This window comes from Streptomyces sp. CA2R106 (assembly GCF_037034245.1).
Lineage (GTDB): Bacteria > Actinomycetota > Actinomycetes > Streptomycetales > Streptomycetaceae > Actinacidiphila.
The window spans coordinates 57,724-79,529 of the sequence record NZ_JBAGKC010000020.1 but is presented as its reverse complement, the minus strand read 5'-3'; the positions used below and the strand labels follow the sequence as shown (position 1 = coordinate 79,529).

The 21,806-nt window shown below is 72.7% G+C and carries 19 protein-coding genes; 9 read left to right on the top strand and 10 right to left on the bottom strand.

Going from position 1 to position 21,806, the window contains the following annotated elements; translation table 11 throughout:
* Positions 1-68 precede the first annotated feature (68 nt).
* Entirely contained in the window at positions 69-1,547 is a 1,479-nt protein-coding gene (locus WA788_RS24725; RefSeq protein ID WP_335980879.1) for an MFS transporter, read from the bottom strand.
* 212 nt (positions 1,548-1,759) lie between these two features.
* Here WA788_RS24725 and WA788_RS24720 point away from each other — a divergent pair, with 212 nt between their 5' ends.
* Positions 1,760-2,473, top strand: a complete 714-nt coding sequence (locus WA788_RS24720; RefSeq protein ID WP_335980878.1) for a class I SAM-dependent methyltransferase — start codon at positions 1,760-1,762, stop codon at positions 2,471-2,473.
* 22 nt (positions 2,474-2,495) lie between these two features.
* Here WA788_RS24720 and WA788_RS24715 read toward each other — a convergent pair whose 3' ends face one another.
* From WA788_RS24715 to WA788_RS24700, 4 genes are all read right to left on the bottom strand, one after another.
* Positions 2,496-3,674 (bottom strand): ARPP-2 domain-containing protein, encoded by a 1,179-nt coding sequence (locus WA788_RS24715; protein WP_335980877.1) that lies wholly within the window; start codon positions 3,672-3,674, stop codon positions 2,496-2,498.
* Positions 3,671-5,131 carry a hypothetical protein gene (locus tag WA788_RS24710; RefSeq protein WP_335980876.1) on the bottom strand — a complete coding sequence of 487 codons (1,461 nt, stop codon included), beginning with the start codon at positions 5,129-5,131 and terminating at the stop codon, positions 3,671-3,673. The genes WA788_RS24715 and WA788_RS24710 overlap by 4 nt, the downstream gene beginning before the upstream one ends.
* 198 nt (positions 5,132-5,329) lie before the next feature.
* On the bottom strand, positions 5,330-5,917 hold the full coding sequence (locus WA788_RS24705) for a GNAT family N-acetyltransferase (RefSeq protein ID WP_335980874.1): 588 nt from the start codon (positions 5,915-5,917) through the stop codon (positions 5,330-5,332).
* 133 nt (positions 5,918-6,050) lie between these two features.
* On the bottom strand, positions 6,051-7,709 hold the full coding sequence (locus tag WA788_RS24700) for a purple acid phosphatase family protein (protein WP_335980873.1): 1,659 nt from the start codon (positions 7,707-7,709) through the stop codon (positions 6,051-6,053).
* Between the two features lie 460 nt (positions 7,710-8,169).
* Between WA788_RS24700 and WA788_RS24695 the strand changes: the two genes are divergently transcribed.
* From WA788_RS24695 to WA788_RS24680, 4 genes are all read left to right on the top strand, one after another.
* Complete coding sequence (locus tag WA788_RS24695; RefSeq protein WP_335980871.1) at positions 8,170-10,215, top strand: phosphocholine-specific phospholipase C; 2,046 nt, start codon at positions 8,170-8,172, stop codon at positions 10,213-10,215.
* A gap of 202 nt (positions 10,216-10,417) precedes the next feature.
* On the top strand, positions 10,418-12,451 hold the full coding sequence (locus WA788_RS24690; RefSeq protein ID WP_335980869.1) for a hypothetical protein: 2,034 nt from the start codon (positions 10,418-10,420) through the stop codon (positions 12,449-12,451).
* Entirely contained in the window at positions 12,441-13,511 is a 1,071-nt protein-coding gene (locus tag WA788_RS24685; RefSeq protein ID WP_335980868.1) for a hypothetical protein, read from the top strand. Before WA788_RS24690 ends, WA788_RS24685 begins: the two co-directional genes overlap by 11 nt.
* Before the next feature lie 49 nt (positions 13,512-13,560).
* A complete protein-coding gene (locus WA788_RS24680) occupies positions 13,561-13,815 on the top strand; it encodes a hypothetical protein (RefSeq protein WP_335980867.1) in 255 nt (84 codons plus the stop codon).
* Positions 13,816-13,838: 23 nt separating this feature from the next.
* Here WA788_RS24680 and WA788_RS24675 read toward each other — a convergent pair whose 3' ends face one another.
* Positions 13,839-14,651, bottom strand: a complete 813-nt coding sequence (locus WA788_RS24675; RefSeq protein WP_335980865.1) for a helix-turn-helix transcriptional regulator — start codon at positions 14,649-14,651, stop codon at positions 13,839-13,841.
* A gap of 156 nt (positions 14,652-14,807) precedes the next feature.
* On the opposite strand from WA788_RS24675, the gene WA788_RS24670 reads away from it, so the two are divergent.
* Both WA788_RS24670 and WA788_RS24665 read left to right on the top strand, forming a co-directional pair.
* Positions 14,808-15,719 carry an MBL fold metallo-hydrolase gene (locus WA788_RS24670; RefSeq protein ID WP_335980863.1) on the top strand — a complete coding sequence of 304 codons (912 nt, stop codon included), beginning with the start codon at positions 14,808-14,810 and terminating at the stop codon, positions 15,717-15,719.
* A 22-nt stretch (positions 15,720-15,741) separates the two neighbouring features.
* On the top strand, positions 15,742-16,590 hold the full coding sequence (locus WA788_RS24665; RefSeq protein WP_335980862.1) for an AraC family transcriptional regulator: 849 nt from the start codon (positions 15,742-15,744) through the stop codon (positions 16,588-16,590).
* On the opposite strand, the gene WA788_RS24660 is transcribed toward WA788_RS24665, so the two are convergent.
* From WA788_RS24660 to WA788_RS24650, 3 genes are all read right to left on the bottom strand, one after another.
* Positions 16,587-17,519 (bottom strand): MBL fold metallo-hydrolase, encoded by a 933-nt coding sequence (locus WA788_RS24660; protein WP_335980861.1) that lies wholly within the window; start codon positions 17,517-17,519, stop codon positions 16,587-16,589. The two genes, WA788_RS24665 and WA788_RS24660, sit on opposite strands and share 4 nt — an antisense overlap.
* Before the next feature lie 84 nt (positions 17,520-17,603).
* The gene (locus WA788_RS24655; protein ID WP_335980860.1) at positions 17,604-18,290 is read right to left on the bottom strand and encodes a TetR/AcrR family transcriptional regulator; all 687 of its coding nucleotides are present in this window, start codon (positions 18,288-18,290) and stop codon (positions 17,604-17,606) included.
* Positions 18,291-18,387: 97 nt separating this feature from the next.
* Positions 18,388-19,248 carry an enoyl-CoA hydratase/isomerase family protein gene (locus WA788_RS24650; RefSeq protein WP_335980859.1) on the bottom strand — a complete coding sequence of 287 codons (861 nt, stop codon included), beginning with the start codon at positions 19,246-19,248 and terminating at the stop codon, positions 18,388-18,390.
* 154 nt (positions 19,249-19,402) lie between these two features.
* On the opposite strand from WA788_RS24650, the gene WA788_RS24645 reads away from it, so the two are divergent.
* Entirely contained in the window at positions 19,403-20,026 is a 624-nt protein-coding gene (locus tag WA788_RS24645) for a TetR/AcrR family transcriptional regulator (protein ID WP_335980858.1), read from the top strand.
* A 78-nt stretch (positions 20,027-20,104) separates the two neighbouring features.
* Here the strand turns inward: WA788_RS24645 and WA788_RS24640 are convergent, their stop codons facing one another.
* Positions 20,105-20,998 carry a LysR family transcriptional regulator gene (locus WA788_RS24640; protein WP_335980856.1) on the bottom strand — a complete coding sequence of 298 codons (894 nt, stop codon included), beginning with the start codon at positions 20,996-20,998 and terminating at the stop codon, positions 20,105-20,107.
* A 93-nt stretch (positions 20,999-21,091) separates the two neighbouring features.
* On the opposite strand from WA788_RS24640, the gene WA788_RS24635 reads away from it, so the two are divergent.
* On the top strand, positions 21,092-21,796 hold the full coding sequence (locus tag WA788_RS24635; protein ID WP_335980855.1) for a succinate dehydrogenase: 705 nt from the start codon (positions 21,092-21,094) through the stop codon (positions 21,794-21,796).
* The last annotated feature ends 10 nt before the right edge of the window (positions 21,797-21,806 follow it).

Sequence of the window (21,806 nt, the reverse complement as noted above, 5' to 3'; positions counted from 1 at the left end):
TCGGTGCGGCCCTGCCCGGTGCCGGCCCCCTGTGGTGCGGTCGGCACCGGAGTGTCCGGTGCCGGACCTCACTCCGACGTGTCGCTCATGACCGTACCGCCGGGTACGGCCGTGAGCGCGGTGCCCGCCGGCTCGTTGTCCTCGGTGGAGCCGGCCACCAGGGTGGCGCGCCGGGAGACCGGGATCAGCAGCGCGGCCAGCGCGCCGACCAGCAGCGCGACGCCGAGCATCGCGAAGCCGTGGGTGTAGCCGGCCTCGCGGGGCAGGCCGTCGGCCGCCGGGCTGGAGGTCACGACGCTGGCCATCAGCGCGGCGCCGATCGAGCCGCCGATGGTGCGGATGTTGGCGTTCATGCCGCTGGCCACGCCGGTCTGCTCGGCCGGGACCGCGCTCACGATCAGGCTGGACATCGCCGCGAAGGCGAGGCCGAAGCCGACGCCCATCACCGCGGTCGCGATGTACAGCTCCCAGGTGGCGCCGTGCGCGAAGGCGAGCAGCGCCATCGACACCGCGCTGATCAGCGAACCGAGCAGCACCACGGTCTTGCCGCCGATCCGGGCGGCCAGCGAGTTGGCGCCCAGGCCCACCAGGAACATCGCCACCGACATCGGCAGCAGGATCAGCCCGGACTGGGTGATGGTCGAACCGAAGCCGTAGCCGGTGGACTTGGGGGTCTGCACGAACTCCGGGAGGAAGGCGAAGACGGAGTACATGCCGACGCCGAAGAGCAGGGCCACGGTGTTGTTGGTCCACACCGCGGGGCGGCTCATCATCTTCATGTCGATCAGCGGCGTCGCCGACCGGCGCTCGGTCTCGACCCAGGCGACCGCCAGCACCACGGCGGCGACGATCAGGCCGATCACCTTGCCCGAGCCCCAGCCCCACACCGACGCCTGGCTCAGCGCGACCAGCAGCGCCACCAGCCATGCCGACAGCAGCAGCGCGGGCGCCCAGCTGATCCGGCCCTCGGTACGGGTGCGGCTGGCCGGTACGAACAGCACCGTGGCGACCGCCGTGAGGATGGTGAGGATCATCGGCAGCCAGAACAGCCAGTGGTAGTCCAGCGCGTTGACGATCGGGCCGGCCAGCACGATGCCCAGGCCGCCGCCGACCGCGACGAGCGAGGCGATCGCGCCGACCGCGCCGCTCATCTTCTCGCGCGGGAACTCCTCGCGGACGATGCTGAACGCCAGCGGCAGCACGCCGCCGCCGATGCCCTGGATCACCCGGGCGACGATCATCACCCCGACGTTGGTGGCCAGCGCGGCCAGCAGCGAGCCCGCGGCCAGCGCGACCAGGGTGGCCACGAAGACCGGCTTCTTGCCGACGATGTCCCCGACCCGGCCCATGATCGGGGTGAATATGGACGCGGAGAGCAGATACGCGGTCAGGACCCAGGTGACCGTGTTCTGCGAGGTGTGCAGCGACTCCTGGATCGTCGGCAGGACCGGGGTCACCAGCGACTGGAGCAGTGCGTACGCGCTGACGCTCGCCGCCAGCACCGCGAACGTCACCTGGTGAGGGGTGCGCCGGGTTTCGGACGCCATGGAACTCCTTAACGGACGCAAAAGGGGCGGCGCGGACGCGGTGGTCCGGGCCGTACGGAGAACGGGACGAGCGACAGCGCTCGGAGGTGTGCGCGGAGATCCGGAACTGTGATTCCGCTAAAGCCAGCATACGTCAACGGGAATGGCGGTTCCGTTTCGTTCGGGTGAGATCTCGCGCACATCGCGCCGCACCCGGTTCTAGGGTGGGCCGGGTGTTCTCCTCCCAGGGCCCCTCCGTACGCGAGCTGGCCGTCCAGGCGCTGTCCTCCGTCGAGCACGGGTACGACCTGCTGGCACCGGCCTTCGACCACACGCCCTTCCGCACCCCGGACCGCTTCCTCGACGCCACCGCGGCGGCGCTGCGGCCGTACGGGCCGTTCCGCACCGGGCTCGACGTGTGCTGCGGCACCGGCGCCGGCGTCAGGGTGCTGGCCGGGCTGTGCCCCAACGGCGTCACCGGCGCGGACATCAGCCGCGGCATGCTGGAGCGCGCCCGCGCCGCCCACCCCGAGCACGGCTGGGTCAGGGCCGACGCGCGGGCGCTGCCGTTCGACACGGAGTTCGACCTCGCCGTCAGCTTCGGCGCGTTCGGGCACTTCCTGCCCGCCGAGCGGCCCGCGCTGTTCGCCGGGGTGCACCGCGCGCTGCGCCCCGGCGCGCTGTTCGCCTTCCCCGTCGCCGCGCCGCCCCCGGTCGGCTCACCCTGGTACTGGGCACTGGCCGGCTTCGACGCCGCGATGCGGGTGCGCAACGCGCTGTGGCGCCCGCCGTTCGTGATGTACTACCGCACCTTCCCGCTGGAGCCGGTGCGGGCGGACCTGGCGGCCGCGGGCTTCGAGGTGAGCACCCTGGCGCTGGAGGAGTTCGGCCGGCGCCCCGACGGCAGCCCGCGCTGCCGCCTGGTACTGGCCCGCCGGATCGGGTGAGGCGCGGCCGCCCCCTCCCCGGTCAGCGGGCGCTGCCCGCGCCGCGGCCGGACGGCGGCCGGCGCGCGGCGTCGGCGAGGTCCTGGCGCAGCAGGTGGGCGACGCCGGCCGAGCGCAGGCGCTGGGCCAACTCCGCCGGGGTGAGGCCGAGGTCGGCGGCGGTGTCGGCGAAGTGCCAGTCGTGAGCGGCGAGCCGGGACAGCAGGTGGCCGCGGCGCACCTGGGCCTCGGAGAGCCGGAAGGTCTTCAGGTAGGCGATCCGGCCGTCGGCCGCGGTGATGGCCTCGCCGATGTGGTTCTCCTGGCGCGGGCGGAAGGCCGGCAGGAAGCGGTGCAGGGTGAACGGCCCCGCGCGGTGGACCCGTTGGGCCCGGTACTCCCCGTCGAGCAGTCCGGCGGCCATGGTGCCGTCGTGGAACGCGCGCCAGGCGCGCTCCTCGCGGGCCACGGCCGCGCGCAGCTCCGGCACCGACCCGGGGTCGCCGAGTGCGGGCCGGTAGTCGGGCAGGGCGGCGCCGAACAGGGCGTACTGGTAGACGAGTTCGCCGTACAGGTCGAGCAGCAGGGTGTCGTGCAGCGCCCGGTAGTCCGCCGGGTGCGGCACGGCGAACACCGCGGCCAGCGCGTCGGCGACGTAGAGGGCGAGCCCGCACTGCCCCGGATGCACCTCGAAGACCCGCAGCGCGTCGTCGAGGCCGCGCACGTCCGCGCCGAGGTACGCCTCCTCCACCCGCGGCGACAGGCCGTGCCGCAGCGCCTGCCTTGACCACTCGGCCCAGGCGATCGACGGGCCGCCGAAGTGCAGGCTCAGCAAGCCCTCCAGGGCGAGGTGCAGCGGCAGGAAGCGGAGCCGGTGCTTCGCCTCCCGGCGGGCCATGCGCCGGTGCACGCTCAGCGGCATGCCCGCCACCGCCTCCTGACCGCCCTGCCCGCCGCGCAGCTGGGTACCGTACGCGGCGGCCGGGCCGCGCTGCCCGGCGTCCGCGCCCCAGTCCGCGACGAAGCCGTGCGGGATGTAGGAGGTGTACGTCGTGCGCGGCCCGGTCACCACGCTGCCGAACCCGTCGCGGTACAGCTCGGCGTGCAGCCGCAGCCCCTCCACCGGTGCGGCCCGCAGCAGCGGCACCAGCCGTACCCCGCCCCACACCTGGGCGGGACCCGGCTCCAGCCCGGCCAGGTCCAGCCGGAAGGCGGCCGTCACACGGCACCCCCGGCGGCTCCGGGCCCGGGGCCGGAGCCACCCGCCAGGAACTCCGCGACCCGCGCGTCCAGATGCGCCCTCAGCCGCGGCAGGCCGCCGCGGCCGGTGGCGAACGCGGCCAGTTCGGTCAGGGCGGGCAGATCCTCCGCATCGCGGATGCCCACTGTCGGCACTGCGGGTGACAGCCGGCGCATATCGAAGCCTTCCGCGTCGTACACCGGGTTGAGGTGGACCACACCGGTGCGGCCGCCCGGGTCGATCCGGGACCGCCACACTCGCAGCACCTCCGCGGCCAGCCCCGGCGGGGCGTTGTCGAAGCCGTCGGAGACCACCAGCACCAGGTCGGGGCCGGGCTCCAGCGCGTCCAGCAGCCGCGTGCCGAGCGGGGTCGGGCCGTAGGGACCGGCCAGCAGCGCGTCGGTGCGGCCGGACGTCCACAGTGCCCGGTACGAACCAGCCAGCACGGCCAGCAGGAAGTGCGCCGCCAGCGCCACGGCCAGCGGCCGGCGCCGCTTGTGGCCGGAGGCGTACGTGGAGGAGGAGTCGTCGAGCACCGCCGTCACCCGGCCCCAAGTCCCGGCACGCGCACCGGCGACACGGCGCGCTGCGGTCGTCAGCGCCGCGGTCAGCTCGGCCCGGCGCGCCACCCGGTCCGCGCGCGGCAGCCCCAGCACGTAGGAGGCGAGCCTGGTCAGCGGCATCCGGGTCAGGTCGGTGCCGACGGCGCCGACGCCCGACCTGCGGGCCGCCTCCTGGAGGCGCAGCCGCTCCAGCCGGGTCAGGCGCGGCGCGATCCGCTCCAGGAAGACCTCGCGCGGGATGCGATGCCGCGCCGCGAACCCCTCGGCCACGGTGAACGGCAGTTCGAAGACGGCCGCATGCTCGTAACGGGCGCGCCGGTGCGCGTCCAGCAGCGGGTGCCCGTAGCGGGCCCGACTGCGCGGCGCGAACAGGAACGGCCCCAACTCCTCGGGGCCCAAACGCAGATGGGTGTGGCGCAGCGCGGCTTTCAGGCCCGCGCGGTACTTCACCGCGTCGAAGCCCGGGTCGGGCCGCGCGGCGAGCCAGTCCCGGACGATCGCCCGGGTGCGGCGGTTGTTCACCCGGGCCGCGCGCAACTCGGCGAAGAGCGCGTACACCCGCTGGGGCGGCAGCAGGTGCAGCCGCCGGGCGATCAGCGCGCCCTCGGTGCGACGCTGTTCGGGGCTCGCCTCGGCGGCGGTGCGCAGCAGTTCGCGGACGATCAGCGCGGCGTTGTGGTCGTTGACGCCCAGCGCGAGGGCGGCCGCGTACAGCCCGCGGTAGTTGCCGAGCATGTACGCGTGCAGGAACTCCAGGGACATCCGCTGCTCGGCGGCCCCGCTGTGGAACTCGCGCTGGCCGGTCGAGGTGACGGCCGCGTTCACGAAGAGCAGCACGTCCTCGGCGGCGACCAGACCCTCCAGCGCACCCGGCACCGCACACACCCCTCCCCGGTGGATGGATGCCGGCCGGGGTGTGAGGGCGCGAGCTGCGAATCATTGCTTCAGAGGCAGGTTCCGGAAGTCGCGCCGGAGTCCCGCGGCCGGCGCCTCGTACCGTAACAGCGCGGGCATGCCGGATCGACCGGGTATTCGACCGGTGGTCGGGCCGGCCGTACGGCCGTGCGGTCGCGGCTAGTCGGCCGGGTGCGGCGCCGGGGACGGGGGGAACTCGGCCTTGCGCAGCCGGTAGACCTGGAGCCGCAGGTCGTAGTACTTCTCGGTCTCCCCGACCCACTCCATGCCCACCCGCCGCGCGGTCGCGGCGCCGCGCTCGTTGCGCGGGCGCACCACCGCGAAGATCTCGTCGACGCCCGCCTCGAAGGCGTAGTGCGCGACGGCGTGCCCGGCCTCCGAGGCGTACCCCGCGCCCCACGCGGTCGGGGCGAGCTGCCAGCCGACCTCCAGGTCCACGCCGTACGGGGGCAGCGGCAGCAGCGCCGCGCCGCCGACCAGTTCGCCGGTGTCGCGCCGGGTGACCGCCCAACGGCCGGCCGGCGGGTCCAGCTCCTCGCAGTTCGCCCGCCAGCAGGCCAGCAGTTCGCGCATCGCCTCGGCGTCGGGGGTGCGGTGCATGGCCGGGGCCAGCCAGCGGGTCACCTCGTCGGCGCCGTAGACCGCCAGGGCACCCGCCGCGTCGGCGTCCTCCCACGGCCGCAGCAGCAGCCGGGGGGTGAGCACCCGGGCACCGTCGATCTCGACCCGGTATTCGCTGTCGGCCATGTCGCGCCTCCTGCGTGGTTTGGGGGGACTCGGCGGATCGTAGCCCACCGGGTGCGGCCGCCCGCGCCCCACCCGCCTGGCGGGGCGCGGCACGCCCCGTTCGGCGCACGGCGGGGCGGCCGCCCGGCCGCGGCTAGCCGTCCGAGCGGCGCCGGTGCAGGGTGAACCGCTCGAAGACCGACAGCTCGCCGGCGGGCTTGTCCACGTTGTAGTACGTGACGTGCAGCCGGGTGGTGTCGCCCGCGAAGCGGCCCGGGTCCACGGTGAAGGACGCGAAGCCGTAGGGGTGCTCGATGTCGCGCACGCCCGTCCAGACCGCCTCCTCCTTGACGTACGTGGCCGCGCGCTTGCCGCCCTCGGGGCGGCTGTCGGCCACGGCCGTGATCACCTTCGCGGTGCCGTCCTTGAAGAACGACTGGTTGGTGGTCCCGGAGACCCCGCCGCCGCCGAGCACCATGTGCACGGTGCCCAGGCTCGTGTCGATGTCGTCGGTGCGGGTGGAGGCGGGGTTCGGGGTGAGGGTCTCGCTGCCGCTGACCACCCCGCGCACCGCGAGCGACCGCTCATAGTTGTGTTCGTGCCCGCAGACCACAAGGTCGACCTGGTAGCGGTCGAAGAGCGGGCCGTACTTGGCGCGCAGGCCCAGGTCGGCGCCGTTGGCGTCGGAGGAGGAGATCATCACCTGGTGCATGGCCACGACCACCCAGTCGATGTCGCGGTCGGCCCGCGCGGCCTTCAACTCCCGCTCCAGGAAGGCGAGCTGGCGGCCACCGGAGTAGCCGCTGATGTAGAGGTCGCCGCCGTCCTGGAGGCAGTTGTCGTCGTTCTGGAGCACGATGACCCGCACCGAGCCGGCGGTGAACGCGTACCACAGGCCCGCGAGTTCGGCGTCGGTCTCGGTCGACGGCAGCGCGAAGTACGTCTGGTAGGCGCCCAGGCCGATCTCGCCGTTGCCCGACTCGATCTCGTGGTTGCCCGCGGCCGGCATCCAGGGCCGGAAGCGGGCCGAACGGGTGTTGTTGGTGAAGAAGTTGTTCCAGGTCCGCACCCGGTCGACGTCCAGGTTGGCGTAGCACAGGTCGCCGTTGAGCAGGTGGAACAGCGGCGCGACCTGCTCGATGCCGGTGACGATGTCCTTGGTGGCGGGCGTGGAGTTGGCGTCCAGCGCCACGCTGCCGTCCGACGCCCAGGTGACCTGCGGCGCGGACTGGTCGCCGAAGCTGGTGAAGGTCAGCGGGCGGCGACCGCGCGGCGCGGTGGCGAAGGTCCCGCTGTCGGGCGTGGCGCCGTCGTGCGAGACGACGTAGAAGTACTGCTTGCCGGGGGAGAGCCGGTTCAGCGCCGCGTGGTGGACGTAGACCCTGCGGCCGGACTTGCCGTCGGCGTAGCTGCGGGTGACCGCGTCCACGCCCGAGCCCAGGCCGTGTTCGAGAGTGCCGTACATCACCCGCGGCCGCTTCACCGGGGCGTCGGTGAGCCAGGAGACGACCATCTGGGTGGCCGGGTCCTTGCCGAACGTCAGGTGCAGGCCCTGCACCGGCGGGGCGCCGCCCGCGTCCGGCGACGGCAGGAACGCCGGGGCGCCCGCGGTGGCGCTGCTCGCCGGCGCGGCGGCGGCCGGCGCCGCGGTCAGCAGCGGCGCGGCCACGGCGGCGGCGCCGGCGGTGCCGAGCAGGCCGACCGCGGCCCGGCGGCCGATCCGCGGCCCGGCCGGGGCCTGCGCCGCCGCCTGCTCCCCGGGCTGCTGCGACGACGGCTCGGAAGGGTGCGACGGGTCCAACTGTGCGGCCATCAAGACTCCTTGACGCGGGTGCGGTGCGGTGCGCGGTCGTGCCGGGCGGTGCGTGGAGGTGCGGGCGGTGCGGTGCCGTGCCGAGCGGTGCGCAAAAGTGCGGGCCCGCGCCAGGGCGGCGCGGTGACGTCGTGCAGAATCCCGCCCGGCGGCGACGGCCAGTTGAACGGCGCCTTGCGCGCCGGCGACGGAACCCACCGTGACGGGACGGTGCCAAAGGCCGTCGCGGGCGCGGCCGCAACCTCCCCCCGCCGGCGGGCTGTTCGCGGTCCGTACGGCGCCGCGCCACCCGTACGACACCCGCACGTCGCCGGCGCTCGGTGATCTGGGACCGCCCGGCCCGGGCCGCCACCGCCGGGCCCCGCACCACCCGACGTCAGCGGTACGCCGGCCCGCGCACGCCAACTTGTCCGCGCCGCCCGGCCCAGCATCCGCCCCGAGCCCAAGAGGTCCCGCGAGCATGACCGAACTCAACCGGCGCCGCTTCCTTCAGATCGCGGGCGCCACCGCCGGCTTCTCCGCGCTGTCCGGCAGCATCACCCGGGCCGCCGCCATCCCGGCCGGCCGCCGCACCGGCACCATCAAGGACATCGAGCACATCGTCGTCCTGATGCAGGAGAACCGCTCCTTCGACCACTACTTCGGCTCGCTGCGCGGGGTGCGCGGCTTCGGCGACCCGCGGCCGGTCACGCTGCCCAGCGGCAAGTCCGTGTGGCACCAGCCGAACGGCACCGGCGAGGTGCTGCCCTACCACCCGGACACGCAGGACCTCGGCATGAAGTTCATCGAGGGCCTCAACCACGAGTGGACCGGCAGCCACAAGGCGGTCAACGGCGGCCGGTACGACCAGTGGATTCCGGCCAAGTCCGCGGCCACGATGGCCCATCTGACCCGCGACGACATCCCGTTCCACTACGCGCTCGCCGACGCGTTCACCATCTGCGACGCCTACCACTGCTCGCTGATCGGCGGCACCGACCCCAACCGCTACTACATGTGGTCGGGTTGGACCGGGAACGACGGCAAGGGCGGCGGCCCCGTCGTCGACAACTCCGAGGCCGGCTACAACTGGACCACCTACCCGGAGCGGCTGGAGAAGGCCGGCATCTCCTGGAAGATCTACCAGGACATCGGCGACGGCCTCGACGCGGCCGGCGGCTGGGGCTGGATCGAGGACCCCTACCGCGGCAACTACGGCGACAACTCGCTGCTCTACTTCGACCAGTACCGCAACGCCGCCCCCGGCGACCCGCTCTACGACAAGGCCCGCACCGGTACCGACGCCAAGGCCGGCGACGGCTTCTTCGACGTGCTGCGCGCCGACGTCAAGGCCGGGCGGCTGCCCCAGGTCTCCTGGATCGCCGCCCCCGAGGCGTTCTCCGAGCACCCCAACTGGCCCGCGAACTACGGCGCCTGGTACATCTCGCAGGTCCTGGACGCGCTGACCGCCGACCCCGAGGTGTGGAGCAGGACCGCGCTGCTGATCACCTACGACGAGAACGACGGCTACTTCGACCACGTCGTGCCGCCGTACGCCGCCGCGGCGGGCCAGGGCGGCTCGACCGTCGACACCTCCCTCGAGCTCTTCCCCGGCAACTCCACCTACGCCCCCGGCCCGTACGGCCTCGGCCAGCGCGTGCCGATGCTCGTGGTCTCGCCCTGGAGCACCGGCGGCTACGTCTGCTCCGAGACGTTCGACCACACCTCGATCCTGCGGTTCATCGAGCAGCGGTTCGGCGTGCACGAGCCGCAGATCTCGCCGTGGCGGCGCGCGGTGTGCGGCGACCTGACCTCCGCGTTCGACTTCTCGCTCCAGCACGACCGGCCCGCGCGCCTGCCCGGCACCGACGGCTACCAGCCGACCGACTCCGACCGGCACGACTCCTACGTGCCGGTGCCGCCCGCCGAGCAGGCGGTGCCGCGCCAGGAGAAGGGCTCCCGGCCCACCCGGCCGCTGCCGTACGCGCCGCACACCGACGCGGCCGTCTCCGCCGCCGGCCAGGTCACCCTGACGTTCGGCGGCGGCGCCGGAGCGGGCGCGTGCTTCCACGTCACCTCCGGCAACCGCACCGACGGCCCGTGGACGTACACCACCGGCGCCGGGCACACCCTCACCGGGCAGTGGGACACCGACGGCACCTCCGGCACGTACGACCTGACCGTGCACGGCCCGGCCGGCTTCCTGCGGGCCTTCGGCGGCACCGCGCACCGCGCCGGCGCCGAGGTCACCGCCCGGCACGACGCCCGCACCGGGCAGGTCGAGCTGACCCTCGCCAACTCCGGCGCCGGCGACATCCGCTTCACCGTCCGCAACGCCTACGACGGCAGGCAGCGGATGCTCGTCGTACGCGCCGGGCGCCGCGAGACCTACCGGCCAGCCCTCGCCGACCGCTGGTACGACGTGACCGTGCAGTCCGACCACGACGCGGCCTTCACGCGGCGCTTCGCCGGGCACGTCGAGACCGGCCGCCCCGGCGTCAGCGACCCGGCGATCGCGACGGCCTAGGACACACCCTGGTGGGCGGGGGAGCCCTGGCGGCCAGGCCGCCGAGGCTCCCCCGCCCGACGTTTCGTCCCGGCTCGGTCACAGCCGCCGTGCGGGTACGGATTCCGGAGCCCTGCGCCGCTACCGTGGAACGGAACTGACCGGACGCGCGCGCACGGACGTGACGGGTGGTGCGCGCGCCCACGACGTGTACGGGGGACCGATGACGGACTTCGCGGGTGTGAACCCGCAGCGCTTACGGCAACTGGCCAACCGCCTGGCGGATCTGGCCGCGGCACTGGCCTCGGACGGCGGCACGATCCGGACGGACTTCGACCGGTGGGGCGGCTCCCTGAACCTGAGCGCGATCGGACAGCAGGCCCAGCAGGTCGGCGACGACGCGCACGCCATGGCGCTGCGGGCCGACGAGGCGCTGAACCTGCTGGACGGCGCGGGCCAGCCGTACCTGTGCGGCATCAACGGCGACATGTACCAGATTCCCTGGGACACCAAGGACATCGACCCGGCCAAGGAGGCCCAGCAGGAGGCGAGCGAGCTGAGCAAGGCGCTCGCCAACCCCAAGGACCCGAACTCCCGGCAGATCATCCTCAACGTGGCCCAGTCGCTGTCCGACCACGGCAAGGACTCCGCCTACATGACGGCGTTCATGATCAACGGCGGCATCAAGGACATGACCGGAGCCGCCAACGCCCTGCACGCCGAGGACGGCACGCACGACAACACCCTGCTCAGCAAGGAGTCCGTCGCCGCGATGGCCCAGTTCGGCCAGGCCACCCAGACGCTGGCCGACCTCGCGGTCAAGGGCGACTACCCCCATCCCGCCCCCGACTACCTGGCGCCGCTCACCCACCCCACCGACGACGACGCCTGGTCGATCGGCATGCTGCTGAAGTACGGCCCCTCCGGTGACAAGTGGAACGCGCAGGTCCTCTCCGACATCAGCGGCGGCATGCTGGACTGGCGCGAGAAGCAGGGCGCGATGCGGCCGGACTACGAGATGTTCCCCGGCGGCGGCGCCTACCCCGGGTACTACGGGGACGGCAAGGCGTGGTTCGACGACCTGGGCCTCACCGGCGCGGTCGGCTCCAAGTCCGGTGCGGACCAGACCGTCGCGGCCATCCGGGCCAACGACCCGGTGCTCGCCGTCCTGGACCGGCTCGGCGACAACGCGCAGGGCTCCCGCGACCTGCTCGGCCAGAACACCGCCGCCAGCAAGGGGTACGCGGCCGACCTGCTGGAGTACAACTGGCAGACCACCAGCCGGACCGGCACCGTGGACGACTCCGAACCCATCGGCCGGGTGCTCACGCTGGCCGCCAGCGACCGCAGTCCCGACTTCGCCGACCAGTCCGGCCAGGCCGCGTACAACATCCTGGCCGCCGCGGCGAAGGAGAACAGCACCTTCGCCGGCCGCTCCCAGAAGGAGCAGCTCGCCTATTTCACCTATCCGCAGAGCACCGCCGTCGCCCTGGCCGGCATCACCGCCACCTGGGCCGACCAGCTCGGCGCCTCGTCCAAGATCGCCGGTTCGCAGGCGGGCGGGTACTCGACCACGGAGCACGGCCTGGTCCTCCCGCACGACGACCTGCAAGCGGCGATGGAACTGTTCACCCGTGACGACCCCAGTGCCGCCGCGATGTTCGACACCGCGATGCACGCCCAGCTCAGCGACGCCGCCGGCTCCAGCGACGACATCACCAACCTGGGCAACATGATCGGCCTGTTCACCAAGGCCAAGAACAACATCAGCTACAGCGCGGCCCAGCAGCTGGACGAGCAGCACAAGGCCAACCTGGCGGTCCTGAACACCGCGGGCGTCCTGTTCAGCGGTACCTCACTCCCCAAGGGCGTCACCGACAAGGTGGTCACCAAGGGCTTCAAGTACTCGCAGACCCTCGCCACCTGGGGCCGGTCGGTCAAGGCGCCGACCACCGACCCGTTCTCCACCGACAACGCCGCCGCGCAGCAGGCCGTGAACTCCAAGGACGCCAAGGACGTCGAGAAGGCGTACGCGCCGGCGCTGGCCCAGGGACTCATCCGGTCGGGGAAGATCCCCGCGCCCGCCGGCCAGACGTGGTACGACCCCAAGACCCAGACCGTGTCCCCGGACGCGTGGCAGAACACGGATTTCACCAGCTGGTTCACCGGCACGAGCGTCGCCTCCACGACCAACGGCGTCATGGGCGACCTCGACAGCGGCTTCAGGACGTACGAAGGATCACTTGATGGCAACTAGGGCCTGTCGCCCGGGGTCCGGCACCCGGACCAAGCGCACCCGGACCAAGCGGTACCTGGCGGCGGCGGTGGCGGTGGCGGGGCTGCTGGCCGGGTGCTCGGGCGGCGGCGGCCACAAGAGCGCCCGGGCCGGCCTGCCGACCCCGGCCGCCGGGAAGATCGCCGCTTTCGACCTCGGCGCGCTCAGCGACACCTACGACCTCAACGAGGACGTGATGTCCGGCGACACCCTGGTGACCACCAGCCGGTCGGGCGACGTGTACATGGTGGAGTGGGACGGCGCCGACCATCCCGACGTGCTGCGGATGACCCCGCAGGGCGTCGTCGCGAGATACGTGCGGGTCGACCACCGGGTGGGCAACGCCTCCCTGGTGGTCCGCTCGGACGGCTCCGTCGTCTTCGGCGTCCTCAGGCAGAGCCCGCCCACGCGGGTCGCGAAGCTGCCCGTGACGGACAAGGACGGCCGCACCACCGCCCTCGCGATCCCGCCGACCTCCGACAACGCGCTGCCGGTCGGCGAACGCCCGGACGGGTCGCTCGTCATCAGCGAGGGCGGCGACCTCTGGGCGCTCGGGAACGGCACCTCCACCCGCCTCTACCACCAGTCGGCACCGATCTTCACCGGCGCCGTGGTGGACCCGGCGGGAACGGTCTACTCCGCCACCGGCGACCTCTCCGACATCGTGGCCATCCCCGTCGGCAAGGCGCCCGAGCACCTGCACCTGTCCGGCACGCTCCCCGGCACCCACACGGCGATCGCGTCGCTGCGCCTGTCGCACCTGGCCCCCGCGACCGGCGGCGGCTTCTACGCCCTGGCCCAGGACACCGCCGGCTCGTCGGCAGCCGTCGTGTATGTCCACAACGGCCGCGCGACCGTGCTGGCGAAGACCCCGAACGACGGCCACGCCTGCACGCCCGGCCACCAGTACCCCGCCCTGACCAGCACCTGCGGAACCCAGGCGTACATCGCCCAGAGCGGCAAGCGCGTCCTGCTCCTCGGGAACCTGGTGCACCGCAGCTCCGCAGACCCCGCCCTCGCCCTCGCCGCGGCCGGCTCGTGAGCGTCGCGGCGAGGGGCAGGGCGGCGGACGACTTCTCCGAGGAGGACAGATGAGTGACGTGGACGACTGCAAGAAGGACATGGCCGCGGTGAAGACCGCCGAGGGGAACATCCGGGCGGCCATCGAGAAGGTCAACCAGATGATGACCGGGACGTGGGTCGGGACCGCCGCCGACCGGTGGGGCACCGACTTCCACGGCCGGATGGGCACGCTGAGCAAGCTGTTCGACCAGTTCCCGACGGAGGAGCAGCGGCTGATCGACAAGGTCGAGAAGGCGGACAAGACGCCGAAGGGGGCGTCCTGACGTCGGACGGCCGCTCCGGCGTGCTACCGGGCCAGGCGGCGGCGGGCGTAGGCGGCCGGGGTGACGCCGAGGTGGCGCTTGAAGTGGCGGTTCAGGTGCGCCTGGTCGTAGAAGCCGACGGCCGCCGCGACCGAGGCGGGCCGCTCGCCGGTGAGGAGCAGGCGCCGGGCCCGGTCGATCCGCAGCCCCGTGAGGTAGGTGTGCGGGGGCAGTCCGTAGGCGCGGGAGAAGCTGCGGATGAGGTGGGTGGGGTGGGCATGCAGCAGCGCGGTGGCCTCGTCGAGGGTCAGGCCGTCGGCGACGCGGGCGTCCAGCAGTTCGCGCAGCCGGGCCGCGAGCCGGTCGCCCTCCCGGCCCGGTGGCCGGACCCGGTGCGCGTCGAGGTGCACCAGCAGGCGTTCGCGTACGAAGGCGAGGCGGGACTGCGCCTCCAGCGCGTCGTCGCGGTCGCGCAGGGCCGCGTGCAGGCGGTGCACCCTCGCGCGCAGGGCCGCGTCGCCCAGGATCGGGCCGGCCACCGCCTTCCCCGCCAGGCGGGCGGGCAGCACGTCCGTGCTCAGGTACAGCACGCGCTTGCGGAACCCGGCCGGGTTGACGGTGCGGCCGTCGTGCGGGACCCCCGGGGGCAGCAGCACCACGCGGCTGGCGTCCGTCGCGCCGTGCCGCCTGCGGTCCAGGGCGAAGTCCACGACGCCGTCGTCCAGCAGCATCAGGTCCCACGTGGTGTGGGTGTGCACGGGGTACGCGTGGTGCGTGAAGTGGGCGTGCAGCACTTCGGTGATGCCCGGGACCTTCGGGCGCCACGCGTCCACCTGGTGGATTTCGCCGCCGGCCATAGCCCCCAGTCTGCCCCGTCGCCGCAGTCGCCTGGCGTCGCGGTCCGTCCTGGCCGGTCGGCTCCGGTGGCGGACGGGACCGCGGCGAGACGCTGTCTTAAGAAAGCGAGACAGCGGAGCATTTAGCGTCTCACCGTCCCTTCCTACGGTGAGGGGGTGAAGAAAATCATTCTGGGTGATGTCGAGGTCTCGCGGGTGGTCGAGTGGCAGGGGGCCTTCGCCACCACCGATGTCCTGTTCCCGTCCGTTCCCGGCGAACTGTGGCGCCGGCACGAATCCTGGCTGGCGCCCGACTTCCTGAACGCCGAGACGGGTGCGTGGCAGGCACACGTGCAGACCTGGGTGCTGCGCAGTGCGGGCCGCACCATTCTGGTCGATACCGGCCTCGGCAACGACAAGCAGCGCGAGGTCGAGGTGTTCCACCAGCGCGACGGCGACTTCCTCGACCGGCTGGCGGCGGCCGGGGTGCGGCCGCAGGACGTGGATCTCGTCGTCAACACCCACCTGCACAACGACCACGTGGGGTGGAACACCCGGCTGGTCGACGGCGAGTGGGTACCGACGTTCCCGAACGCGCGGTATCTGATCAGCCGGGCCGACTTCGACTTCTGGAACCCCGCAGGCGGCCATGTCCCGAAGTCCCCGTTCCAGTCCGCCGCCGACACCGGGGTGACGTTCAACGACAGCGTCCTGCCCGTCCACCGGGCCGGCCAGACGGTGCTGTGGGAGGGCGACAGCCACCGCATCGACGAGAACCTGGTCCTGGAACCGGCCCCCGGTCACACACCCGGCTCGGCGGTGCTGTGGCTGGAGTCCGGCGCCGACCGGGCGGTGTTCGTCGGCGACCTGGTCCACACTCCGCTGCAGATGATCGAACCCGACCACGACACCTGCCTGAGCGAGGACCAGGCCGAGGCCACCCGGTCCCGGCGCCGCGTCCTGGAGCGGGCCGCCGCGACGAACAGCCTGGTCGTGCCGGCGCACCTGGGCGGCGCGGGTGCCGCCGAAGTCGCGCGGTCGAACGGGGCCGTCTCGATCAAGCGGTGGGCGCCGTTCTCGGACACCTGACGCGGTGCGGGAGGATACGGCGATGGACGTGCTCAGCGACGCGATCGGCACCATGCGCGTGGGACGCCCCTCCCTGACGCTGGAGGACGCGGACCCGTGGTGGGAGAAGGACGCCGGGATCTTCGACGGTGCCCGTTTCTACGTGGGCACCACGGGACGCATCGAGGTGACGGCACCGGACGAAGCGGTCGTCACCTTGCGACCGGGCGACGCCGTTCTGCTCCCGCACGGGACCGCGCACACGCTCGCGAACGCCACCGACCGCACGGCCCGCTTCCTGTCCGGCGCCTACCGGCTGGAGCGGGCCCGCCCGCATCCGCTGTTCCAGGACCTCCCCGACCTGGTGAGCCTTCCGGCGCGGCCGGACCGCTACCAGGGTCTCCAGGCGTCGATCGACCTGCTGCTCGGCGAACTGGGCGAACCGATGCACGGCAGGGACCTGGTGCTGCCGGCGCTGCTCGAAGTGCTCCTGGTGCACCTGATCCGGGCCTGCCTGATCGAACGTGCGGGAGCGCGGGCCACCGGCTGGTGCGTCGCCCTCGACGACGAGGTGGTCGCGCGCTCGCTCCGGGCCCTGCACGAACGCCCGGCCGACCCCTGGACCGTGGAGTCGCTGGGCGCGCACGCGGGCCTGTCCCGTGCCGCCTTCGCCCGCAGGTTCACCGCCATGGTGGGGCAGCCACCGCTCACCTATCTGACGTGGTGGCGCCTCACCGTGGCGGCACGCCTGCTCCAGACGACCGACGTCCCGCTGTCCACCGTCGCGCAGCGCACCGGCTACGGCTCCCCCTACGCCTTCGCCAACGCGTTCAAACGCGAGTACGGGATCTCGGCCGGCCGCTACCGGCAGCAGCACCGCACCGGCCGTTAGACGCGTGGGAAGGCGGCCCATGCGGTGAGGGCGAAGCCGTCCCTGTCCTGCCGGACCTCGGCGGCTCCGTGCCCCGGCCAGTGGGCCGGGATGACGAGCTCGCGCAACTCGGCGGCGCGGGCGAGATAGGCGCGGCGGGTCCTGGCCGCGAGGGGGAGGTCGTCGCAGAAGCAGCTGTTCCAGCCGGGTTCGAGGACCTGGACGGGGCTGTGCAGCATGTCCCCGACGAAGACGGCGCGGTCGGTGCCCGAGCGCAGGGTGAGGACGGACGAGCCGGGGGTGTGGCCCGGCGCTGCCTCCAGCCGCAGGTTGCCGTCGATGCGGTGGGTGTCCTCCCACAGCAGTGCCTGTCCCGCTCGGTGGATGGGGGCGATGCTGTCGTTGAACACGAGTCTGCTGCCCTCCCAGCGCAGGCGCTCGTGCTCGTCCCGCGGGGCCCGGCTGCGGACGGCGCTTTCCGGGTCGAAGTACAGGTTGTCGGCGCGGGGGATCAGGTAGGTGGCGTTGGGGAAGGTGGGCACCCACTGCCCGTCACGCGACTCGGTGTTCCAGCCGACGTGGTCGTAGTGGATGTGGGTGTTGACGACGATGTCGACGTCCTCGGGTGCGACGCCGGCCTCGCGCAGGCGGGCGAGGTAGTCGGTGCGCAGCCCGGTGAACTGCGGAATCTGCGGGCGTTCCCGGTCGTTGCCGACCCCGGTGTCCACCAGGATGGTCCTGCCCTCGCTGCGGAGGACCCAGGTCTGGATGTGGCAGCGGTAGGCGTCGTCGGCCGGGGTCCAGAAGTCCGGCGCCAGCCAGTCCTGATGGCGCCGCCAGGTCTCCCCGTCGCTGTCCGGGATGACGAAGCGGGCGGTACGGATGGGGCCGGACCACTCGACGACGCGCGTGATCTCGACATCGCCGAGTGAAATGGTGGGTGCGGGCACGACGGGTCCTTCGGAGAGCGCGGAACAGGTCGGAACAGGTCGGAACAGGTCGGGAAGAGGCGCGGTGGTCAGGCGGCGGGCGGATCAGGCAGGCCGGCCCGGGGCGTTCGGCCCGGGTGCGTAGCGGGCCAGGAAGACGCGTACGGCCTCCTCGATCACCACTTCCGCGGCCGGCTGGGCGGTGGTCTCCTCCTCGAAGGCCATGACCCTCGGCCAGACGAGGAACTCCTGGACGAGGCCCATGAACTGGCGCGCCGCGAGGTAGGTGTCCGGGCATCGCAGGCGCCCGCTGCGGACCAGGTCGTCGAGGCAGCCGACGAACGCTTCCACGACAGGGCCCTTGCCCACCCGGTAGAACTCGTCCGCGATCCACGGCCGACGCACGGACTCGGCCACCACGAGCCGGGCGAAGCGGATCTGGTCCGTCTCGGCGGCGAAGCGTTGGAGCGACTCGGCGAACCCCTGCAGAACCTCCTCCGCGCTCGCGCCGGCGTCGCACTCGACGCCCCGTCGGTCCGGGCCGGTGAACGCCGACCAGTGGTAGCGGACCATCTCCCGGAAGACGGCGTCCTTCGACCCGAAGCGGTTGTAGACGGTCTGCCGTGAGACTCCCGCGCGCTCGGCGATCCGCTCCAGGGTGACACCGTCGTAGCGGTCGGCCAGGAAGAGGTTCTTCGCCGCCGCGAGGATCTTCTCGTCGGAGCCCGACCTGCGGCGTCCGGGCTCCTTCCGCCGCGCCCCCGGTCGGTCCGCGCTCAGCTGTTCGGTCATGCCGGTCCTCCCCTCCGCCGTTTATTAGACTTGACAGTACAGTCTAATAAACGGACCGGCAAACCCCGAACGCCCCAGCTGCGGTTGTGCGGCGGACTCAGATGCTGTTGGCGATGCGCTCGTGGTCCCGTTCGCCCTCGCGGGTCTGGATGCCGGCGGCCAGCAGCTTGTGGGCGAGTTCGGTGACCTCGTCGCCGAACGCCGCGAACAGGCCCTCGTTCTCCACCGCGTACGCCGCATGAGGGATCGGAGGCGCGACCGCGTCGACCGCGGCCTTGGTGGCGGAGATCACCTCCGGTCGCAGGCCGGCGATCCGCCGGGCGAGGGTGTCGACGAACGCGTCGAGTTCTGCGGCGGGCAGGGCGCGGTTGATCAGGCCGTAGCGTTCCGCGAGCTCCGCGCCCACGAGTTCGGCGCCGAGGATGAGCTCCAGCGCGCGGGCCCTTCCGGCCAGGCGCGTCATGTTCACCGTGCCGCCGCCTCCGGGGAGGATGCCCAGCAAGGACTCCGGCTGCCCCTGCCCCGACTTGCCGATCGCCGCGAACCGCATGTCCAGGTACATGAAGAACTCGTTGCCCGCGCCGCGTGCGAAGCCCGCCAGCTTGCCGATGGTGACCTGCGGCAGCGAGCGGACCTCCTCGCTCATCGCCTGGAGGATGTTCATGCCGTCCGGGACGGTCGCGCCCGGCGCGGCCGCGATCGCCGCGCGAGTGGCCGCGGGCAGCGCGTCGGGGTCGGTGAGGTAGGCCATGTCGCCGTGGGCGACGAAGAACTCCGGGTCGGCGCTCTCGAAGACGATGACGCGGACGTCGGCGTCGTTCCGCACCCGCGCGACGAATGCCCGCAGTGACGGCAGGAGCACCGCGTCCATCAGATTGAGCGGCGGGTGGTCGATCGTCACCGTCGCGACCCCGTCCGAGACGGCGATCGTCAGGGCGGGAAGGTCTTCGTAGGTCATGAGGTGGCTCCGTACCGCGGTAGGGGACAGCCCGTGACCGGGCCGTCGACTGGGGACAGCAACGCGAATCTCAGCATCGCGGCTGACACTGAGTATCAGGTTAGGAACTCATATGCGAAGAAGCAAACGAGTGTGGCGGAGTACACTTGTCCTCATGAGTGCAGCGCCGGTCGGTACCCGTGAGATCAGCCGCCACGCGGTGCAGGCAGAGCTGGCCCGCGTCGCGTTCAACCGCTTCTGCCTCACCGGCTTCAACCAGGTCACCTTCGCCGACCTCGCCGAAGCCGCCGGGGTGTCGCGAAGCACCTTCCTGCGGTACTTCGGCACCAAGGAAGACGTGGTCCTGTTCGTCTTCGACCCGGTCGGTGACGTCATCGCCGACGCGCTCGAGGCCGAGCGGGCCGGACCGGACGACTGGGACAGGCTGCGCAACGCGGTGGAGGCGGCCACCAGGTTCCTCGTGCGCGACGTGCGGGAACTCGTGACGATCCTGGGCCTGGTCGACCAGACCCCGGCCCTGTGCGCACGCCTCCGCGAGAAGCAGGCCGAATGGCGGCCGGAGATCGTCGGCCGCCTGCGGCGGACGGCCTCCTCGGCCGACGCCGACGGGGCGTCGGTCGTCGCCGACGTACGCGTGGCGGCGGCGTTGGAGATCCTGTGGATCGTCCTCGGGCGATGGAGTGCGAGCGACGGCCAGGAGGACCTCGGCGACCTGCTGGACGCCGCGTTCGCCGCCTTCTCGACCCCGGCGCGCCGGCAGGCGGACGCCCCGTCGTAAGAGGCCGAGGCTTCGTCCGCGGCCGGCCCGCCGCCGGCAGGTGGTCCCTCCGCCGGCAGGGCGGAGGAAGCCGGGGGGTCAGGGGCGCGAGGGGACCGCTTCCGTGAGGATGACCTGCTGGAGGACCCGGGCCGCGCGCGGCGGGGCCACATCGCTGCGGTGGGCGAGCGCCACGGTGCGCCGCAGCCCCGGGGCCGCGAGCGGGGTGACCCGAAGGCCCTCGCCGGCGCGAGCCGCCACCGTGGAGGGCACGACACCGATCCCGAGCCCGGCCCGTACGAACCCCAGGACCGCGTCCATCTCGCCGCCCTCGATGGTGAAGGTCGGCTCGAACCCCGCGGAGCGGCACGCCGAGACGGTGAGGTCGCGCAGATCGTAGCCGTGCCGGAACATCACCATGGGCTGCCCGCGCAGGTCGGCGACCCGCAGCGGTGACGGCGGCGCGGCGGCGTCCAGCGCGGAGACGGCGACCAGGTCCTCCTGGAAGAGCTCGACCGTGGTGAGCGCGGGGGAGGGGCTGGGCAGGGGCAGGACCACGAGCGCGAGGTCGAGGGCGCCGCGGGCGAGCTCGCGCACGAGGTCGTGGGAGCCGCCCTCCTCCAGGAGCAGCCGGATACCGGGGTGCCGGTCGTGGAAGGCGCGCAGCACGTCGGGGAGCATGCCCGTGCACAGGCTCGGCGTGGCGCCGAGCCGGACCCGCCCGCTGCGCAGCTGCGCCAGCTCCAGCACCTCGTGCCGCGCGGTGTCGGCGTCGGCCAGGATGCGCAGCGCCAGCGGCAGCAGCGCCTCCCCGGCGTCGGTGAGCGTGATGTTGCCGCGCGCCCGGCTGAACAGCGGCGCCCCCAACTCCTTCTCCAGCGCCCGGATCTGCTGCGACAGCGACGGCTGCGAGACGTGCAGGGACTGCGCGGCGCGGGTGAAGTGCCGGGCCTGCGCGACCGCCGCGAAGTACGCGAGCTGCTGGAACTGCATCCCCCCACGATAACTGTCGATAGGCAGTGGCTATGGAAACAAGCCGAATCATGTCTTGGACCACTCGTCACTCCGCGTCCTACCGTCGTGGACATGGCACTGGCAACGCGGACCGACCGGCGGCCGCCCACGCTGCGCACCGCATGGGACTCCACCGTCGGCAAGAAGGCGGTCATGGCGGTGAGCGGCCTGATCATGCTGCTCTACCTGGTCGCCCACATGCTCGGCAACCTCAAGATCTTCTTCGGCGCCGACGACTACAACGGCTACGCGCACTGGTTGCGCACCCTCGGCGAGCCCGCGCTGCACTACGAGTGGGCGCTGTGGATCATCCGGGTCGTCCTCGTCGCGGCGGTCCTCGCGCACGGCGTGAGCGCCTACCAGCTCAGCCGCCGCGACCTGCGGGCCCGCCCGGTCGGCTACGTCCACCGAAAGGCCCGCGCGAGCTACGCGACGCGCACCATGCGCTGGGGCGGGGTGATCCTCGCGCTGTTCATCGTCTGGCACCTGCTGGACCTGACCACGCTCACCGTCAACCGCAACGCCCAGCCCGGCCACCCGTACCAGAACGTGGAGGCGACCTTCCACACCTGGTACGGCGACGTCATCTACATCGTGGCGATGCTCGCGCTCGGCCTGCACATCCAGCACGGCTTCTGGAGCGCCGCGCAGACCCTCGGCGCGGGCAGCCGCCGCCGCGACCGCGCGCTGAAGGCCACCGCCACCGGCCTGGCCGTGCTGCTGACCGCCGGCTTCATCGCCGTACCGGTCGGCGTCATGACCGGAACCGTCCACTGAGGGAGCCGAG

Bases quoted from the DNA above. Each gene is read 5' to 3' on its own strand.
- WA788_RS24725 (WP_335980879.1), bottom strand. From the start codon at position 1,547: ATGGCGTCCGAAACCCGGCGCACCCCTCACCAGGTGACGTTCGCGGTG.
- WA788_RS24705 (WP_335980874.1), bottom strand. From the start codon at position 5,917: ATGGCCGACAGCGAATACCGGGTCGAGATCGACGGTGCCCGGGTGCTC.
- WA788_RS24700 (WP_335980873.1), bottom strand. From the start codon at position 7,709: ATGGCCGCACAGTTGGACCCGTCGCACCCTTCCGAGCCGTCGTCGCAG.
- WA788_RS24695 (WP_335980871.1), top strand. From the start codon at position 8,170: ATGACCGAACTCAACCGGCGCCGCTTCCTTCAGATCGCGGGCGCCACC.
- WA788_RS24690 (WP_335980869.1), top strand. From the start codon at position 10,418: ATGACGGACTTCGCGGGTGTGAACCCGCAGCGCTTACGGCAACTGGCC.
- WA788_RS24685 (WP_335980868.1), top strand. From the start codon at position 12,441: ATGGCAACTAGGGCCTGTCGCCCGGGGTCCGGCACCCGGACCAAGCGC.
- WA788_RS24680 (WP_335980867.1), top strand. From the start codon at position 13,561: ATGAGTGACGTGGACGACTGCAAGAAGGACATGGCCGCGGTGAAGACC.
- WA788_RS24675 (WP_335980865.1), bottom strand. From the start codon at position 14,651: ATGGCCGGCGGCGAAATCCACCAGGTGGACGCGTGGCGCCCGAAGGTC.
- WA788_RS24665 (WP_335980862.1), top strand. From the start codon at position 15,742: ATGGACGTGCTCAGCGACGCGATCGGCACCATGCGCGTGGGACGCCCC.
- WA788_RS24655 (WP_335980860.1), bottom strand. From the start codon at position 18,290: ATGACCGAACAGCTGAGCGCGGACCGACCGGGGGCGCGGCGGAAGGAG.
- WA788_RS24650 (WP_335980859.1), bottom strand. From the start codon at position 19,248: ATGACCTACGAAGACCTTCCCGCCCTGACGATCGCCGTCTCGGACGGG.
- WA788_RS24645 (WP_335980858.1), top strand. From the start codon at position 19,403: ATGAGTGCAGCGCCGGTCGGTACCCGTGAGATCAGCCGCCACGCGGTG.
- WA788_RS24640 (WP_335980856.1), bottom strand. From the start codon at position 20,998: ATGCAGTTCCAGCAGCTCGCGTACTTCGCGGCGGTCGCGCAGGCCCGG.
- WA788_RS24635 (WP_335980855.1), top strand. From the start codon at position 21,092: ATGGCACTGGCAACGCGGACCGACCGGCGGCCGCCCACGCTGCGCACC.